Source organism: Arminella tubonensis (genome assembly GCF_003240585.1).
Lineage (GTDB): Bacteria > Pseudomonadota > Alphaproteobacteria > Rhizobiales > Rhizobiaceae > Rhizobium > Rhizobium tubonense.
In genome coordinates, this window is sequence record NZ_PCDP01000045.1 from 1 (window position 1) to 16619 (window position 16619).

17 protein-coding genes and 1 tRNA gene are annotated in these 16619 nt (G+C 58.6%); 5 read left to right on the top strand and 13 right to left on the bottom strand.

From position 1 onward, the window contains the following. Positions 1-242: 242 nt before the first annotated feature. The 7 genes from CPY51_RS22025 to CPY51_RS22055 form a co-directional block, all read right to left on the bottom strand. Positions 243-1070 carry an MBL fold metallo-hydrolase gene (locus CPY51_RS22025; RefSeq protein ID WP_111162383.1) on the bottom strand — a complete coding sequence of 276 codons (828 nt, stop codon included), beginning with the start codon at positions 1068-1070 and terminating at the stop codon, positions 243-245. A gap of 4 nt (positions 1071-1074) precedes the next feature. Then, on the bottom strand, positions 1075-1854 hold the full coding sequence (locus CPY51_RS22030) for a TatD family hydrolase (RefSeq protein WP_111162384.1): 780 nt from the start codon (positions 1852-1854) through the stop codon (positions 1075-1077). A 10-nt stretch (positions 1855-1864) separates the two neighbouring features. Continuing rightward, a complete protein-coding gene (metG, locus tag CPY51_RS22035) occupies positions 1865-3415 on the bottom strand; it encodes a methionine--tRNA ligase (protein WP_111162385.1) in 1551 nt (516 codons plus the stop codon). 123 nt (positions 3416-3538) lie between these two features. Next, positions 3539-4573, bottom strand: coding sequence for a DNA polymerase III subunit delta' (locus CPY51_RS22040; RefSeq protein WP_111162386.1), 1035 nt, complete (start codon positions 4571-4573; stop codon positions 3539-3541). Further along, positions 4570-5262, bottom strand: coding sequence for a dTMP kinase (tmk, locus tag CPY51_RS22045; RefSeq protein WP_111162387.1), 693 nt, complete (start codon positions 5260-5262; stop codon positions 4570-4572). The genes CPY51_RS22040 and tmk overlap by 4 nt, the downstream gene beginning before the upstream one ends. Positions 5263-5416: 154 nt before the next feature. Further along, positions 5417-6607, bottom strand: a complete 1191-nt coding sequence (locus CPY51_RS22050) for a D-alanyl-D-alanine carboxypeptidase family protein (protein WP_111162388.1) — start codon at positions 6605-6607, stop codon at positions 5417-5419. A gap of 114 nt (positions 6608-6721) precedes the next feature. After that, complete coding sequence (locus tag CPY51_RS22055; RefSeq protein ID WP_111162389.1) at positions 6722-7675, bottom strand: septal ring lytic transglycosylase RlpA family protein; 954 nt, start codon at positions 7673-7675, stop codon at positions 6722-6724. A gap of 330 nt (positions 7676-8005) precedes the next feature. Between CPY51_RS22055 and CPY51_RS22060 the strand changes: the two genes are divergently transcribed. Both CPY51_RS22060 and CPY51_RS22065 read left to right on the top strand, forming a co-directional pair. Next, positions 8006-8095, top strand: a tRNA-Ser gene (locus tag CPY51_RS22060). A 102-nt stretch (positions 8096-8197) separates the two neighbouring features. Next, positions 8198-8437, top strand: coding sequence for a hypothetical protein (locus CPY51_RS22065; RefSeq protein WP_111162390.1), 240 nt, complete (start codon positions 8198-8200; stop codon positions 8435-8437). A gap of 67 nt (positions 8438-8504) precedes the next feature. On the opposite strand, the gene CPY51_RS22070 is transcribed toward CPY51_RS22065, so the two are convergent. Next, positions 8505-8816 carry a hypothetical protein gene (locus CPY51_RS22070; RefSeq protein WP_111162391.1) on the bottom strand — a complete coding sequence of 104 codons (312 nt, stop codon included), beginning with the start codon at positions 8814-8816 and terminating at the stop codon, positions 8505-8507. A 257-nt stretch (positions 8817-9073) separates the two neighbouring features. Here CPY51_RS22070 and CPY51_RS22075 point away from each other — a divergent pair, with 257 nt between their 5' ends. The 3 genes from CPY51_RS22075 (at position 9074) to CPY51_RS22085 (ending at position 11629) form a co-directional block, all read left to right on the top strand. Continuing rightward, positions 9074-9574, top strand: a complete 501-nt coding sequence (locus CPY51_RS22075; protein WP_111162392.1) for a YciE/YciF ferroxidase family protein — start codon at positions 9074-9076, stop codon at positions 9572-9574. A gap of 223 nt (positions 9575-9797) precedes the next feature. Then, positions 9798-10688, top strand: coding sequence for a hypothetical protein (locus CPY51_RS33530; RefSeq protein ID WP_244598751.1), 891 nt, complete (start codon positions 9798-9800; stop codon positions 10686-10688). A gap of 86 nt (positions 10689-10774) precedes the next feature. Further along, positions 10775-11629, top strand: a complete 855-nt coding sequence (locus tag CPY51_RS22085; RefSeq protein ID WP_111162393.1) for an alpha/beta fold hydrolase — start codon at positions 10775-10777, stop codon at positions 11627-11629. A gap of 27 nt (positions 11630-11656) precedes the next feature. Here the strand turns inward: CPY51_RS22085 and CPY51_RS22090 are convergent, their stop codons facing one another. The 5 genes from CPY51_RS22090 to CPY51_RS22110 all read right to left on the bottom strand — a co-directional run bounded on the left by CPY51_RS22090 (position 11657) and on the right by CPY51_RS22110 (position 16616). After that, positions 11657-11860 (bottom strand): hypothetical protein, encoded by a 204-nt coding sequence (locus CPY51_RS22090; RefSeq protein WP_111162394.1) that lies wholly within the window; start codon positions 11858-11860, stop codon positions 11657-11659. 91 nt (positions 11861-11951) lie between these two features. Beyond that, on the bottom strand, positions 11952-14612 hold the full coding sequence (gene ligD, locus CPY51_RS22095) for a DNA ligase D (RefSeq protein WP_111162395.1): 2661 nt from the start codon (positions 14610-14612) through the stop codon (positions 11952-11954). A 248-nt stretch (positions 14613-14860) separates the two neighbouring features. Beyond that, positions 14861-15109 (bottom strand): BON domain-containing protein, encoded by a 249-nt coding sequence (locus tag CPY51_RS22100; RefSeq protein WP_111162396.1) that lies wholly within the window; start codon positions 15107-15109, stop codon positions 14861-14863. Between the two features lie 98 nt (positions 15110-15207). Then, the gene (locus tag CPY51_RS22105) at positions 15208-15450 is read right to left on the bottom strand and encodes a DUF6894 family protein (protein ID WP_111162397.1); all 243 of its coding nucleotides are present in this window, start codon (positions 15448-15450) and stop codon (positions 15208-15210) included. A gap of 353 nt (positions 15451-15803) precedes the next feature. After that, entirely contained in the window at positions 15804-16616 is an 813-nt protein-coding gene (locus tag CPY51_RS22110; RefSeq protein ID WP_111162398.1) for a transglutaminase-like domain-containing protein, read from the bottom strand. Positions 16617-16619 lie beyond the last annotated feature (3 nt).

Sequence of the window (16619 nt, forward strand, 5' to 3'; positions counted from 1 at the left end):
GCCACCGCGCGATCTTGCGGCGTTCATCCATGTCGATCTGGGAGTAGGTGCGTTTCATGTCATGTTCCTTGCAAGCGATAAGCCGCTGTTATCTATCGCAAGTCGCACTTCATCCTTGAACCCACCCGGCTACAAATAAAGATCACATAAGATAGATTATGGAACTAAAACCACGTCAGAGTGAAAGATAAGTCATTGAACGCGCTTATATATCGGCCTTCGCACTTCAGCGCGCCTCTCAATTAAAGCGACCCGTCGTCCACCTCGAACTCCAACTGCATCTGATCGTAGGCTGGTTCGACATGGTCAGGTGTTTCGGCCATAACTGTGTCGTAGTCCAGCGGCGTATGCATGTGGGTCAGGATGGCGCGTTGCGGCTTGAGCCTCTCGATCCAGCCAAGCGATTGCTCCAGCGACAGATGACTTGGATGGAAATGATATTGCAAGGCGTCGATGATCAGGATGTCGAGATCCTGCAGGTTGGCGATAGCTTCTGGTCCGAAGTCGCTGATATCGCTGCAATATGCGAGATTACCGATTCGAAAGCCCAGCGAGCGGATGTCGCCATGCTGCTGGACATGGGGACGAATTGTGATCGGACCGCCTTTGCCGTCGATGACAAAAGGCTTCTGGATATCATCGAGTATGATCGCCCGCACGATCGGTGGATAGCTGCTGCCGGGTGGAGTTTCCAGGCAATAGCCGAAACCTTCTCGGATGCGATCCATCGTCGGCTGGTCGGCGTAAATCGGGATACGATCATGCGAGTTGTGAAAATAGCCGCGAAGATCGTCCATGCCGTGAATGTGGTCCGCATGGGCGTGCGTATAGAGCACGGCATCGATGTCACTCACGCCAGCGCGGATCATCTGTTCTCGAAAATCCGGACCGGTGTCGATGACGACGGTCGTCAAGCCTCCATCAGGCGCAATCTGCTCGATGAGAAAGGCCGCACGGGTACGGCGATTTTTCGGATTCCTCGGGTCGCAGGCGCCCCAGTCTCCGGTGATCCTCGGCACGCCCGGAGACGATGAGCAGCCCAGGATAGTGAAACGCCTTCGATAGCTCACGCCGTCAGACCCTCGGCATCTTGGAGAAGATACGAAACGCGTTTTCCGTGGTGATATCGGCGATCTCATCGACACTCACGCCGAGCGTCTCGGCCAAGACTTCCGCCGTGTTGACAACGTAGGACGGCTCGTTGCGTTTGCCGCGCCAACGTTTCGGCGCAAGGTACGGAGCATCTGTCTCGACCAGCAGGCGATCATACGGGATCGTCTTGGCAATCGCGCGCAATTCCTCGGATTTCGGGAAGGTCAGGATGCCGGAAAAGGACACGTAGCCGCCAAGTTCGACGCCTGTCCGGGCGAGGTCGGGGCCCGACGAAAAACAATGGAGGATGAAAGGGAAGGCCCCCTTCCCTGTTTCCTGGGTCAGAATATCGGACATGTCGTCATCAGCGCTGCGGCTGTGGATCACCAACGGAAGTCCGGTTTCGCGCGCGGCTGCAATATGTCTGAGCAAGCCGGTTTTCTGGTCTTCCGGCTTCACTGTGTCATAGAAATAGTCGAGCCCCGCCTCGCCGATTGCCACGACCTTTTCGTGCCGCGACAGCCGCACCAGGTCCTCGACTTCGATATCGAGCTCCTCGTCCGCGTTGTTCGGATGTGTTCCGACGGAACAGAACACAGACGGATATGCTCTTGTGATCTCCAGCAGTTCGTCCAACTTCTTGACCCGGGTCGAGATGGTCACCATCTGTCGGACGCCGACAGCGTGAGCGCGTGCCACGATTGCGTCGCGCTCCTCGGCAAAGTCGGCAAAGTCGAGGTGGCAGTGGGTGTCGATCAACATTGACGAAACCTCAGGCTTCCGGCGCCACATAGCGAGGGAATACAGGCTTCGGCGCTTCGAGCGGTGTCCCTGCGACGAGGCGACCGGCCTCGCCAAGCGCAGCGAAATCACGCTTGTCGGCAGGTGCAGCGACCAGATCGAGCAGTTTTTCGGCCGAGCTGGGAACGAACGGCTGCATCAGGATTGCAATCTGGCGCACGACTTCGGCCGTGACATAGAGCACGGTTCCCATGCGGGCTGGATCGGTCTTCTTAAGCGCCCAGGGCTCCTGGCCCGCGAAATAGCGGTCGGTCTCGGAGACAACCGCTATGATGGAGGCAAGGGCGCGGTGGATCATCTGCTTGCCCATGTCGTCGCGCGTGGTTTCGAGCAGCGCATCGGCCGCAGCGAGCATCGCCTTGTCCTCGTCGGTCAGCGGTCCGCATTCAGGAATCTTGCCGTCGCAGTTCTTGACGATCATCGACAGCGAACGGCTGGCGAGATTGCCGATGCCATTGGCGAGATCGGAGTTGATGCGCGTGCCGATCGCCTCTTCGCTGTAGCTTCCGTCCTGTCCGAAGGAGACTTCACGCAGGAAGAAGTAGCGCACAGGATCGACGCCGAAATGATTGACGAGATCGACAGGGTCGACGACGTTGCCGACGGATTTCGACATCTTCTCGCCCTTGTTGAGAAGGAAGCCGTGGGCAAAGACCCGCTTCGGCAGCGGCAGCTTTGCCGACATCAGGAAAGCCGGCCAGTAGACCGCGTGGAAGCGAATGATGTCCTTGCCGATGATATGCACATTGGCCGGCCAGAACTTGGCGCGCGGACCGTTCCGATCCTCTAGGTAGCCGGTAGCCGTCAGGTAGTTGGTGAGCGCATCGACCCAGACATACATCACATGCGCCGGGTCGTTCGGCACCTTGATGCCCCAGTCGAATGTCGTGCGCGAAATGGACAGGTCGCGAAGCCCCGATTTGACGAAAGAGACCACTTCGTTGCGACGCTCGGAAGGCCCGACGAAATCCGGATCGTCTTCGTAAAGCGCCAGAAGCTTGTCCTGATAGTTGGAAAGCCGGAAGAAATAGCTCTCCTCCTGCACCCACTCGACCGGCGTGCCCTGTGGTCCGTAGCGAACGCCATCGGCGCGCAGTTCGGTCTCGTTCTCCTGATAATAGGCCTCGTCGCGCACCGCGTACCAGCCCGCGTAGGAGTCCTTGTAGATGTCGCCATTCTCGGCCATCAGGTTCCATATATCGCGCGAGGTCTCGTGGTGACGTTCCTCCGTGGTGCGGATGAAATCATCATTCGATGCATTCAGAAGCTTGCCCATCGCGCGAAATTCGCTGGAGTTTCTGTCGGCGAGTTGCTGCGGAGTTATGCCTTCGGCGCGCGCCGTCTGCTGCATCTTCTGGCCATGCTCGTCCGTTCCGGTGAGGAAGAATACCTCCCGTCCATCGAGCCGCTGGTAACGCGCCATGGCATCGGTCGCGATCAATTCGTAGGCGTGGCCGATATGCGGCTTGCCGTTCGGATAGGAGATCGCGGTCGTGATGTAAAACGGAGAGTTGTCTTTCATAAGCGGCATCGAGCCCGTCTTGTTATTTTGATAAATTTGTCTGTGGCTATTAACGCAAGTTGCAGCGCAGCGAAACACTAAGTTTCGCAGGCTCGGTGTGTGTGCAGCGGGCACTGGCTGTTCTTAGGACAATTGCTGCTTCAATTCTCCGAGCACTGTCAAGATAGTCTGCTTTCGGTCGAGATTGTAGGCCTGGGATACGGTCAGCCGTTCGGTGACCTCGGAATAAAGTCTCGCCATCCTTTCGGCAGCAACCACGTGCCCCTCAATGGCGGCGGCCCTCGCCCGGCCCATTATGTCGTCACCGAGATGCGAAACGAAGAAGCTGAAGATCGTCTCGCTGTCTTTGGCCGACAGCGCGTCGGCCAGCCTGTGCATGGCCTTGCGCGCCGTTGGGCCTTCCGAGGCAATCACCTGCTGGTAGGCAGCGATGATGTCGCCGCCGCCATAGTTCAGCAATTTCAGCGCTTCGCTGACGCTGCCCTTCGCTTCCGTGAGCAACGCTGCGGTCTGTCCCTCGCCGGCGGCAATGCCGAGGTTTGAAAGAGCGCTCCCGAGCGCCTGGTCGTCGAGCGGTGCCAATCTCAACGGCAGGCAGCGCGAACGGATCGTCGGCAGCAATTTCCCGGGGGCGTGCGAAAGCACGAGGAAGAGTGCCCTCTTCGGCGGCTCCTCCAGGATTTTCAGAATTGCATTTGCCGCACTCCGGTTCATATCGTCGGCAGGATCGATGATGACGATGCGCCAATTGCCGGTCCCTGATGTCTGGGAGAAGAATTTGCCCGCCCGGCGAACCTCGTCGACCGTGATGGCCGATTTCACCTTTCCGGTCTTCTCGTCGGTCGGCCGGGCCAGATGCAGCAAATTGTGCGAAGCGCCGGAAGCGATCTGGCGGCTGACGGCGGAAGCGGGGTTCGGGTCCGCCATGCGCTCGGGCGCTGTCGCGGGCTCCGGGTTTGAAAGGACGTAATTTGCAAAGCGAAACGCAAGCGTCGCCTTCCCTACGCCCTCCGGCCCCTCGATCAGCACCGCGTGGTGGCCCTTTCCCGAGCGATAGGAATGCGCGAGAAACTCCTCGGCAGCCTCATGGCCGAAGAGTCGGGTATTCTCCGTCGGAGGTATCGCACCATCGAGAACGCCGGACCGCTCCTCGCTCATCGTGCCGGTTCCGGACTGCTGAGCTGCTTCTCGATACGCGGCCCCAGCAATTGCCCGACGATTGAAAGAACTTCCTCGGCAATCACATCTTCCGCCCGCAGCGCGTTGACCACATGGCAACGGGCCGGGTCATGGGCAGCAATATCAAGGAAAGCCTCACGGCGTTTCTCCTGAGTTTCCATTTCTTCTTTCTCGAAACGATCCGGCTCGGCACTCGCCGAAATGGCTACTCCACGCTTACGGGCTCGTTCCAGACCAACGCTCGCGGGGAGATCAAGGATCAGCGTGCAGTCTGGCACTACCCCGTTCACCGCGATACGCTGCAATGCCTCCACGAATTCCGGCTCGAGATTGCCCGTCACTCCCTGGTAGACACGCGAGGAATCCATGAAACGGTCGCAGAGCACGACTTTACCCGCGGCAAGCGCCGGACGGATCACCTCTTCGACGTGATCGTTTCGCGCTGCGGCGAACAGGATTGCCTCCATCCGCGTTCCGAACTGCTCGGCGGCCCCCGACAGAAGCACGTGGCGGACGGCCTCAGCCCCGGGTGAACCGCCCGGTTCCCGTGTCATCAGAACGTCGTTGCCGCGTTGGCGCAGCGCTTCCGCCAGCCGGCGAATCTGGGTGGATTTTCCGGCCCCTTCCCCGCCCTCGAAGCTTACGAACAATCCGTTTCCGTTCGACAATGATCTGCGTCCTGCGCTGGCTTGCGCCGAAGCGCCCTGTGGCCCTGTTTATCGCAAGACGCGCGACGGCGAAACCACTGCCGCGACGAACTCAGGTTTTCTTTGATGGGCCTAAAGGGAAAATTCCGGACGCCCCGTCAACGATCGGCCCTCGTCAAGTGGCCGTCGGTGTATCCCAAAGCCAGGAGAACAGCATCGATTCGGACAACTCGATCAACGCATCGAACGCACGGCTGCCAAGCCCACCCCGGCCAACCGCCGTCTCTGTATACAGGGGCACCTCCCGCACCAGCCGCGCACCCGAAAATACCTTCAGAGTGCCCGCCTCGTATCCCCCTTCGACAGGGGCGGTCAGGGGCCAGCGATAGACGATCCGGGCGGCCAGCCGGTCCGGGTTGTTGACCGGAATATAGACATCGACGGGTGTCTTTGCGACGAGGCCGACATTCGACGAGGCTCCGCCATAAACGCTGGCCGCAGCAATGACCTCGCCGTCTGCAAAGACCCTCTGGCTACGAAAGTTGCTGAGACCCCATTCGAGAACCCGCTTGGCCTCCTCCGTCCGTTCCTTGTCCGAACCAAGACCGCCTAGCGCCAGAAACAGGCGCCTGCCGTTGCGCTCTACGGAAGCGACGATGGAGAACCCTTCCCCCTCGGCAAAGCCGGTGCCCAGCCCGTCGACGCCCATGCTCAGAGGCAGAAGCGGATTGCGATTGCGCTGGTAGATCTTGTTCCAGGTAAAGTCCGCCTGGCCGAAATATTTATAGAGATCGGGATGTTTCTGCTGCAGGTCCTGAGCCAGCGTCACCAGCTCCCGGACCGACACCTTGCTGTCGCCATCGGGCAGGCCGGTCGAATTTGCAAAGATCGCCTTCGGCATGCCGATCTCGCGGGCATGCTGGGTCATCCTACGCGCGAATTCGGCCTCGCTGACCGAGATGCCCTCGGCGACGATGATGCAGCCATCATTTGCTTGCTGGACAGCCACACCCTGAATGAGATCACCCACCCGGACACGCGACTTCAACGCTGCAAACATGGTCGAAGCCCGGGACGGCGCCCCGCCCGTACGCCAGGCGTTTTCGGAGACGAGATATTCGGTATCCGGGCTGATTTCGCCGCGAGCGATGGCATCGAAGACCACATCCATCGTCATCAATTTGGCAAGCGAAGCCGGTGATATCGGCTTATCCTCACCCTTTGCCAGCAGGATCGTACCGGTGGAGGCCTCGATCATGAATGCCTGCGCGGCCTTCGTATCGAAGGCGGGCGGCGGCGTCTGGGCAAACGCAGAAACCCCTCCGACGATAACGAAGGAAACCATTAGAAGAAGGCGCTTCAGCATGCCAGTCGCTACTCCGATCGAGCCTAGCGCCATATTAACGATGGCCGAAAAATCCGGCAAGGATTACCCGGTCGCTCCATTCAGTCACTTCGTGCGAACAGAGAAAATAATTGATTAGAAGTCAGGCCGGTCGTGTGGAATAGGCCCGATTTCCGGTAGCACGACCAAGATCGACGGAGCCGTCGGCTGACCGCCGCTCCAGGTCATCGGCGGCAACTGGTTGACCGGCGGCGCGACAGGCGTCGACCCGGCATAGGCCATACTGGTGGCGGGCGCAGGATTGCGAGCCGGAACAGGCGCCGCCGCCGGTATGAATGTCCTAGGCTGACGGGTGGGCGTCGGCGTGTAGGACGGCGGCAGCTGATCGGCCGAGATCTGCTTCGAATTGGAGGCAACCATCACACCGGTTGCGATCTGCGGGTTGAAACCCGGGAAGCGATCGCCTTTCTTGACATAGGATGACATCAGATAGGGCATGTCGTGCCCGTCGAGCGGCGCCCGCCCGACATACTGCACTCGAACATCACCGGTGCCGCTGTCCCTCAGGTCCAGCAGGTCTGCAGTCTTGTTCGAAAGGTCGATGATGCGGCCGGGATGGTACGGCCCGCGATCGTTGACGCGGACAACGACCGACGAACCGTTCTCGACGTTGGTGACGCGCGCATAGCTCGGGAGCGGAAAAGTCGGATGCGCAGCGGATAGGCTCAACTGGTCGTAAACCTCGCCATTGGCGGTCAGGCGTCCGTGAAATGCGGAACCATACCAGGAGGCGATGCCGATCTTGTTGTAGGAATAGTCTTCCTTGGGGACATACCACTGGCCCTTCACCTGATAGGCATTGCCGACCATGTAGCGGCCGCCGCCCTTCGGGATATTATTGCCGGTGGCGACGCGGGGGCTTGCCTTCACGCCGTATTCCGCTTCGGAGAAGTATTCCTTGCCATGCGTGCGTTTCGCCGGCGCCGGGGCGTGGGTTGTCCCGCATGCAGTCACGGTCGCGCACATGAGCGATATACCCAGCCATCGCAGACCTGTCGCGTATGTCCCCGCACCATTTTCGAACTTCATGTGTCTATACGCCGTTACTGATAGTGAACATGGTTAAGAAGAATGCGAACATCTTCCCGAGCCAGATTCCGCATACGCCTCAACCACCTAACGGGGCTTTAATCATGATTGCATCTTGCCGAAATTACGAAGCAATTTGCCAAAGTAGGAACAATTCTAACGATTATGGTTAACGCATCCCTTCCCGACTAGCCCGCCAACCAGGCAGACGTTAACAGTCGGGGATTTTCGCAGGCGCTTGTCGATGGGCGCGGCCGACCCAAAAAAGTCCGCGAGAACGGCCAAGACGGCCTTGCCACAAGGGCGCCGTTTGGGTCATAAGGCCGTCACGGAAGAGTGTCCGAGTGGTTTAAGGAACCGGTCTTGAAAACCGGCGTGCGGGAAACCGTACCGTGGGTTCGAATCCCACCTCTTCCGCCATCCGATTTTCAATTGGAGGCCTTCGGTTTGCCGTGCTTCCCAGCGGTTGCACGATCGCAAATGGCCGCCGCGGGCTGTCATTGGATTAGCTTGGAGAATGTAATGGCTGCGCGCGATCGATTCTCAAAGAAGATCACCTGCCCCCAATGTGGAAATAGTGGCTTTGCTGAAGCCTCGGAAGACGAACATCGTGTTCGAAAACATCCGGGCTTCGCAGTCGACACGATGCCCAAGGGCTTCTTCGAGCAGCGTTCGTCAAACTTTCAGGAGAGCTACGTCATCCGCTGCCAATGCGGCCGCAAGTTCCCGTTTAGATCGATCACCGAACCCGCCCATACCTGACCCGCGCACAACTCCGGGCGCGGGCGTTTCGCATTCAGCGCGCAACACGGCGCAGGATTGACGACAGTTATTCTTCGTCGTCCGTATCGTCAGCCGGATCCGAGACCGGCACCAGAAAGACGACGAACTCATCGTCGGCTTCTTTTGGCAGATCCTCGTCGAACTCGTAGGCCTGGTCGACTTCGCGCTGTTCTTCGGCCGTGGCATCTCTGAGATTGAGGGTAGCAAGACCATCCCACAGCGGCTTTCCGTCCGACAGCATGACAGTCAGGTCTTCACGGAAGTCTTCAGCCTCGAAGAAATGCTCTGCATCTTCCTGATCTTCCGAGCGAAAGCATGCGATCGGTCGTCCACCGATTTCGACAGTAAAATACTTCATGTTTTCTTCCTCGCGTGAATTGGTGGCGCTCGGCCCGTTAGCTCCGGCGTGCGTCTGTTCAACCGCAAACGGGGAGTTTGTCAACCTGTCGATGGCCCGTTTGGAGTGCTCGATCTGCTTCGGAGCGGTAGTTTCCGGGGTCAGTGGCTCCCACAGGATGGCGATCCGACCACGTTCAAAAGGGCAGGAACATTTGCGCAGACAACACGTTGATCTCCGCAACCGTTCACTGACACACAATCACGAGGAGAGACCCAATGGCCGAGAAGACACTCAACGATCTATTCCATGACACGCTCAAGGATATCTATTTCGCCGAACGACAGATCGTGAAGGCACTGCCAAAAATGGCACGCGCCGCAACCGCGCCACAGCTGAAGGCCGCGTTTGAAAAGCATCTGCAGCAGACCGAAGGTCACGTCGAGCGCCTGCAACAGGTGTTCGAGATCATTGGCAAGCGTCCGCAGGGCAAGACCTGCGAGGCTATCCAGGGAATCATCGCCGAGGGCGAAGAGATTATCGAGGAGTTCAAAGGCACCGCTGCCCTGGACGCTGGGCTGATCTCGTCGGCCCAGGCCGTCGAGCACTACGAAATCACCCGCTACGGCACCCTGAAGACCTGGGCCGCACAGCTCGGCTACAAGGACGCCGTCACCCTTCTCGATGCCACCTTGAAGGAAGAGTCCGCCACGGATGCAGACCTGACCACGCTTGCGAAGTCTGCCGTCAACTTGGCCGCTCAAAAGAAGACGGCTTGATCGTCATTGGAAATTCGCAAGCTCCCGAATGGGCTTGCGGGTCTTGAACCACAGTCAAGAAGGCTCCGGTCCCGTCTCTCGTCGGAGGCTTCTTAAACCAAACAACGTTAGACAAATCTGACAAAGGAGAAATCACATGGGTCGCGGTATTTTACTTTGGATGTTGGGTGTTCCGATCCCGATCATCATCATTCTCGCACTCTTTTTTCGATAGGATGGCGGAATGACCGTATTCTCCTCGAATTCAGAGGTGTCCGCAGGGCCGGAATCATCGGTCTCTGCTGTAAGCTGGGGTGCAATCATCGCCGGCGGCGTCGTGGCGGCGGCTGTAACCCTGCTGCTTACATTGCTCGGCACTGGACTTGGCCTGACCATGATATCTCCGTGGTCCTCTCAGAGCGCCTCGGTGATGACGCTGTCGGTGACGACGGCCATCTGGATTGTAATCGTCCAATGGCTCTCGGCAGGCCTTGGAGGCTATATGACCGGGCGCTTGCGTACAAAGTGGGTGGCGGTTCACACGGATGAAGTCTATTTCCGTGACACAGCTCATGGCCTGCTCACCTGGGCTCTGGCAACCGTTCTACTCGCGGGAGTACTTGGGTCGGCGCTGACTTCGATGATCGGCACCGGCATACAAGCCGCTTCGACCGTAACGTCGGGTGCCGCTGCCGCCGGCGTTACGAAAGCCGTCGATGGCGCGAGCGGAAGCTCGTCCTATTTCGTTGACAGCCTGCTTCGACCTGCGGACCCACGCAAGCCAGCTGCAGGCCAGCAGCCGGGCAGTGACGACAATGCAAGCGCTCAGATCGCGACGATTCTCGCAAACAGCGCCGTTGCCGGATCGGTATCGCCGGATGATCAGAGCTATCTCGTCCAGCTTGTCGCGGCCAAAACCGGATTGTCGGAGGCGGACGCCAAGGCACGCGTGGATGCGATCCTGAAGAAGGCTGATGATGCCAAGGTTAAGGCGCAACAGGCAGCAGACGCCGCGCGCAAGACCGGCGCGAAGATCGCACTGTTTGGCACCCTTTCCCTCCTCATTGGCGCATTTATCGCCAGCGTGGCGGCTGTATTGGGCGGACGTGAACGAGACGACATGAAAACCTTCTAAAGGCTCAAATCAGAAACCCGCCGATGACCACATCGGCGGGTTTTTTGTTGTTTTCAGACCCGGGTGTTCAGGTTGGGAGCGTGACGATGTTCGAAGGTTTCACATTGGAAGATATCGAGGTTTCGGATGGCAAGTTGCATGTCAGGCACGGAGGATCGGGGCCGCCCGTCCTGTTACTGCACGGGCATCCGCGTACACATATGACGTGGGGGCAGGTCGCGGACCGGCTCGCAAAATCCTTTACCGTTGTCTGTCCTGACCTCAGGGGCTTCGGCCGGTCGTTCAAGCCCGCCGACAGCGCCGATCATGAAGGATCCTCTAAGCGCGCCAAAGCCCGCGACGCCGTCGAACTCATGCGCGCCCTCGGCCACGAGCGCTTTGCGATCGTCGGCCACGATCGCGGCAGCTACGTCGCCTTCAGGGCGGCGATGGACTATCCGGAAAATATTGCAAGGCTCGTAGTGCTCGATTGTGTGCCTATCCTCGAGGCACTGGAGAGGGCGGACGAGCGGTTTGCCCAGCGCTGGTGGCATTGGTTCTTCTTCGGTGTCCCTGAAAAGCCGGAACGCGCGATAGTCGCCGATCCGGACGCATGGTACGGCGGATCGCCCGATAAAATGGGGCTTGAAGCTTATGAAGACTTTCGGCGCGCGACGCGCGATCCCCCGACTGTGCATACGATGGTGGAAGACTACCGGGCTGGGCTCACGATCGATCGCAAGCACGACCTTGAAGACAGGGCGGCACAACGCGTCGTCCAATGCCCGATGCTTTGCCTCTGGTCAGAACGCGACGACCTCCAACTGCTATATGGAGATGTATTGGAGGTGTGGCGGCCGTGGGCAAAGGATGTCACAGGTTTCGGCATCGATTCCGGCCACCACATGGCCGAGGAAGCCCCCGGCGTACTCGCGGAGGCGCTAATCAATTTTCTGAAATGACGCACTCTGCTGCTCCGTTGCAGCGTATTATTCGGCCAACCGCTCAGGCATGTCGGGAACATGGCGTTTTGCAGCCATGAGGAGATCGAGCTCAATGGCGGAAGGGCCGAAGCGGACGTAGAGATCCTCTGCCGCATGCTTCGAAAGGCGATATCTGTCCGCAAATTCTTCAAGCGTATAAGGGCGTCCGCGCACTGGCCTACGACGCTGAAAATCTCCGATCTGGGTCATTGGGCGCGTTCCTTTCAACATAAATTAGTAACAGCTAAATGTCTGTCGCAATTGATTGTTCCCGCAGAGCCAGAGACTATTTTCGCATTGCTCAAGCCGCCTCGTTGACCTTTCCTCGACGCTTGACTGCCATTTCCAGCGAGCGCTCGCCGTCGCAATAGTCCGTCCATGCGGTGCTGGTCTTCATCAGCGCGGGGACAGTCCGGATCGTGAAACGCCTCGGGTCTAGATCGGCTTTCACCTGCGACCAGTTCAGCGGCATGGATACCGTGGCGCCTGACCTTGCGCGGGGCGACAGAGGAGCTACGGCCGTCGCCATCCGATCATTGCGAAGATAGTCGAGGAACATCCTTCCATTCCGCAACCGTTTGGCCATGTTGATGACATAGCGATCAGGATTGTCACGTGCCATCTGCGCGCAGACATCATGCGCAAAGGACTTCGCGATTGGCCAGGTGAGTTTGTCCCTTTTCCCTTGGGCAAGCGGTGTCACCACATGGAGACCCTTGCCTCCCGTCGTCTTGCAGAAGCTGACAAGACCGAGTTCTTCCAATCGGTCCCGCAGCTCGCGCGCGGTTTCGACCACGGTGGAGAACGGCACATCGGGGCCTGGATCGATATCGAAGATCAATCGTCCCGGCACCTCCGGCTCGTTCGGTTGACAATTCCAGGGATGAAGCTCCAGTCCGCCAACCTGGGCAACCGCTGCCAGCCCCTCCAGCCTATCGATTTCAAGATACGGCTTCTTGTCGCCAAATACGGTGACGAGGTCGAGGAGATTGGACGTGCTCTGCATTGCGTGTCGCTGAAAGAACCGTTCGCCCCCCACGCCGTCCGGAGCCCTGATGATCGAACAGGGGCGCCCTTTGATGTGTTCCATCATCCATGGACCCACAGCTTCCAGATATTGAGCCAGATCAAGTTTCGAGACCGGGTGATCATCGCTTGCGTCAGGCCACATCACCTTGTCGGGGTGTGATATCAGCACGCCCAAGACAGACGCTTTTCCACTTGATCCTTGGCGGCTCTTGGCAGGCGCGCCCTTGATCGGTTCTGGCACGGCGGTCGTATCAGGCGTTGCAGGCGTTTCGGCTTCGACTTCCGCAGCCGGTTTATCCTCCCGCAACCCCTTGAATGCGCCTTGCCGCACCTGGCCGTCGCCGGTCCACCCGGCAAACTCGATCTCCGCTACCAGCTCCGGCCGAGCCCAGACGACACCGGCTTCCTTGAGCGGCGCACCGATGCCGGTGAACGGGCTTTGGTCGGCCTCAACCTCCTTCAGCTTCGGAAGCAGTGTCCGGATCTTGGCTTCGCCGAAACCGGTACCGACACGCCCGACATAGACAAAGTGGTCGCCGCGATTGACGCCGACCAGCAGCGAGCGGAAACGGCCGCTCGTCGTCGACCAGCCACCAATGACGACTTCATGGCCAGCACGGCATTTCGATTTTGCCCAGCTGCGGGTCCGTCCGGACCGGTAGGGCTGGTCAAGTTTCTTCGAGACGATCCCCTCGAGAGACAACTGGCACGCGGAGCGAAGCACGGCATCCCCGCCGGTCTCGAAATGCTCCACGAAACGGATAAGCGGGTCAGCGCCGGGAAGTCGCTGCCGAAGCCGTTCCTTTCGCTCCGAAAGCGGGCGTGCCCGCATATCCTCATTGGCGTCGTAAAGAAGGTCAAAGGCGAAAAAGACGAGATTGTCCGTCAGATCCTCCGAAAGAGCCGCCTGCAACGCCGCAAAGTCCGGAGCACCGTGTTCGTCCAACGCCACGACCTCTCCGTCCACGATAGAATCCGGTAGCCCTTTCGCCGCAGCTCCGATGGCCTGGAATCTCTCCGTCCAATCCAGTCCCTTTCGGGTCTTGAGTGTGATCTTGCCGTCCTCGACGCGCATCTGGATTCGATAGCCATCGAATTTGATCTCGTGCACCCACCCTTCACCCTGGGGAGGACGTGCAAGAGTGTCGCAGAGCTGGGGCGCAATGAAGGTGGGCATCGCCGACACCGCCTTCCTTGGCCTGGATTTTCTTTGGACATTTGCCGGTTTCGGATCATCTCCGCCTGCCCTTCGCTCGGCCGCCAGCCCGGCCCGGCTATCCCACGCCGCGTCCGGCTCGGCCGAGCCTTTCGCCGCCAGCATGAAGGGTTTGGGACCCCGTCCCTTCCCCCCGGCAATCATCGCCATCGACCTCCCCGACGCGACTGAGCTATCCTCTTGAAGGACGGCATCACCATTGCCATCGACGGCAGCATCGTCATGGTGCTTGATCAGCAGCCAGTTGGTCCGCTTGCCGCCAGTTCTGTCGTGATTCATGCGCACCAGCACCCAGCTGCCATGCAGGCGCTTGCCGTCCAGGGTGAACTTCAAATCGCCTTCGGCGAGAGCATCCTCGGGGCTCCTGTTGCCCTCAGGCTCCCAGTAGCCGCGATCCCACAGGAGAACCGTCCCGCCGCCATATTGGCCCTTCGGTATTGTCCCTTCGAAATCACCGTAGTCGAGCGGATGATCCTCAACTTCGACGGCCAGGCGCTTGTCTTGCGGATCGAGCGAGGGCCCCCGGGTGACGGCCCATGATTTGAACACGCCGTCCAGCTCGAGGCGAAGGTCGTAATGCAATCGTGTCGCATCGTGTTTTTGAATGACAAACCGACGACGGTTGGACGAGGCAATTTCGGTCGCGCCGCTCGGTTCCCTGGTCTTCTTAAAATCGCGCTTGGATCGATAGGTGTTGAGCTTGCCGGCGTCGACCATCGTTGTCTCCCGTCACACAAATATGTCGGTGGGACAACGCAAGAGCCGGAGCTTTGTTCTTGATCAGGCGTCAATCGAACGAATTTATGCGGCAGCCGATCTCTGTAGACGTGGCATCAGCAGTCGGTTGCGCGCAGCCCGACGCGGCAAGGCGCTCACCAAGAATTCATTGCGATACAAGGTAGCAAAGCTTGCGGCGAGCGAATGTCCTCGGCGATTGCAATTCGTTTTCAAAAAAATGGTACCAGTTAGTATGCAGGCTCTATTCTATTGCAGATCGCATTGCCGGCGATGTCACGAGCAACGCCTATCGCGGTCTCCAACACACGAAGACTGGGAGCCGAGCCATCGAGGTAAATGACGCCGCTATCTTCAGTAACGCTTATTCTGGCATCTTCGAGACCTGCTGCATAAGCGATGGCCGAAGAGACAGCTGCGCGAAGGCCCGCCATTTGCGCGCCGACTATACCGCCGGCTGGAAGGATGGACATGAACATGATCAGTGCTCCTTTCTTAGAACTAACGTTTAAACCATAATCTTGTTCATCCTGCGTTCATTTTCGCAATTTTCGTAACGGGCTGTCACCGGCCGTCATCAGCTCGGCGCCATGTATTCCACGTTTAGGACAAGGCTGACGACAACCACCGCCTGATGATCGTTGTTCTCGACCTCCACGGACAGTTCCCGACCATTACCATCTGGAATTCCATCCATAGCCATTTCCGCCAATACCTTCTTTGCCTGCTCGATCGCGGTCATCAGCGTCGGAAATTCGAACGACGAGTCTCCCGGCCACGTTCCATCGTTGTCATTGGTTTTAAAGTAGAATTTTGACATCAGCGCTCCTCTTTCTTCCAATGGATGCCAACCTTAAAAGTTCCAACGACTAACGGGATGCCAAAGCGAAAATCGAACCGACACGTCCAAAGCCGCGATAAAAGTCGCAGGTTGAGAAACGTTCCAGCAACGTCGAAGTGAAGCGGAAATGCGTGTCTCGTTTGCCGGGAGGCTTCGGCCGATCTATCGGAAAATGCGGCGAAGAGGCTATCGCCCTCTGGCCTTTCATTTTCACCAAGTCGATTTTCAACGTCGGCTTACAACGCCAAATCCGAAGACGGCAAGCATCAGATAGCGCGGCGGGCGGTTGATTTGAGGTGATTCGAATCATGATCTGCCCCCTCACTGCCTATCTAGCCGTGCGGCAGTTCCTCGGTAATTACCTCGAAGCGAGCAAGCGTTGCGGGGCCAAAGTTGGTTGTCAGGGCGACGTCCGTCGCGTCGCGACCAGTCGCCATCAGGATCCGGCCGATGCGGGGCGTATTGTGGCGGGCGTCGACGGTATGCCAGTGGCCGCCAAGATAGACCTCGAACCAGGCGCTGAAATCCATAGGATTGGGATCGACAGGCACACCGATGTCGCCGAGATAGCCTGTGCAGTAGCGCGCAGGAATGTTCATGCAGCGACAAAGGGTAATCGCCAGGTGGGCGAAGTCGCGACAAACACCTGTTTTCTCGAGGTATCCGCCGTGCGCAGAACGCAGCGGATCGGCCTTCTGATAATCGAAAACAATATGATCGTGAACGAAATTGCTGATCGCCCGCACCCGCGGCCATCCGAGCGGGGTTAGCGAGAACTGCGCCCAGGCGAAATCGGCAAGCCGATCCGTGTCGCAATAGCGGCTGCCCAGCAGAAAGACGAGCACTTCGTTCGGCAGGTCCTTGATGTCGTGCTGAATAGCATCGTCGGGAATGACGTCGGGAAGGCCGCTGTCATAGATCTCAAAATCGGTCGCTATGGTCGTCAAACCCGGCGGCGCGACGATCCGCGTGCAGGCATTGCCAAAGGCATCGGTGTATTCTCGCGCATCTATCGGTTGATCGAATCCCAGAACCTGGTCGGTCAAAAGGTCGATACGTCGCGACGGATGAATATTGAGAACAAGCAACATCGGAGTGGGTTGCGGGCATTCGTAGCCAATATGGAATCCGGCACGGATCTTCATTGC

Coding starts and splice junctions, on each gene's coding strand:
- CPY51_RS22030 (WP_111162384.1), bottom strand. CDS start 1,854: ATGTTGATCGACACCCACTGCCACCTCGACTTTGCCGACTTTGCCGAG.
- metG (WP_111162385.1), bottom strand. CDS start 3,415: ATGAAAGACAACTCTCCGTTTTACATCACGACCGCGATCTCCTATCCG.
- CPY51_RS22040 (WP_111162386.1), bottom strand. CDS start 4,573: ATGAGCGAGGAGCGGTCCGGCGTTCTCGATGGTGCGATACCTCCGACG.
- CPY51_RS22050 (WP_111162388.1), bottom strand. CDS start 6,607: ATGCTGAAGCGCCTTCTTCTAATGGTTTCCTTCGTTATCGTCGGAGGG.
- CPY51_RS22055 (WP_111162389.1), bottom strand. CDS start 7,675: ATGAAGTTCGAAAATGGTGCGGGGACATACGCGACAGGTCTGCGATGG.
- CPY51_RS22065 (WP_111162390.1), top strand. CDS start 8,198: ATGGCTGCGCGCGATCGATTCTCAAAGAAGATCACCTGCCCCCAATGT.
- CPY51_RS22070 (WP_111162391.1), bottom strand. CDS start 8,816: ATGAAGTATTTTACTGTCGAAATCGGTGGACGACCGATCGCATGCTTT.
- CPY51_RS22075 (WP_111162392.1), top strand. CDS start 9,074: ATGGCCGAGAAGACACTCAACGATCTATTCCATGACACGCTCAAGGAT.
- CPY51_RS33530 (WP_244598751.1), top strand. CDS start 9,798: ATGACCGTATTCTCCTCGAATTCAGAGGTGTCCGCAGGGCCGGAATCA.
- CPY51_RS22085 (WP_111162393.1), top strand. CDS start 10,775: ATGTTCGAAGGTTTCACATTGGAAGATATCGAGGTTTCGGATGGCAAG.
- CPY51_RS22090 (WP_111162394.1), bottom strand. CDS start 11,860: ATGACCCAGATCGGAGATTTTCAGCGTCGTAGGCCAGTGCGCGGACGC.
- ligD (WP_111162395.1), bottom strand. CDS start 14,612: ATGGTCGACGCCGGCAAGCTCAACACCTATCGATCCAAGCGCGATTTT.
- CPY51_RS22100 (WP_111162396.1), bottom strand. CDS start 15,109: ATGTTCATGTCCATCCTTCCAGCCGGCGGTATAGTCGGCGCGCAAATG.
- CPY51_RS22105 (WP_111162397.1), bottom strand. CDS start 15,450: ATGTCAAAATTCTACTTTAAAACCAATGACAACGATGGAACGTGGCCG.
- CPY51_RS22110 (WP_111162398.1), bottom strand. CDS start 16,616: ATGAAGATCCGTGCCGGATTCCATATTGGCTACGAATGCCCGCAACCC.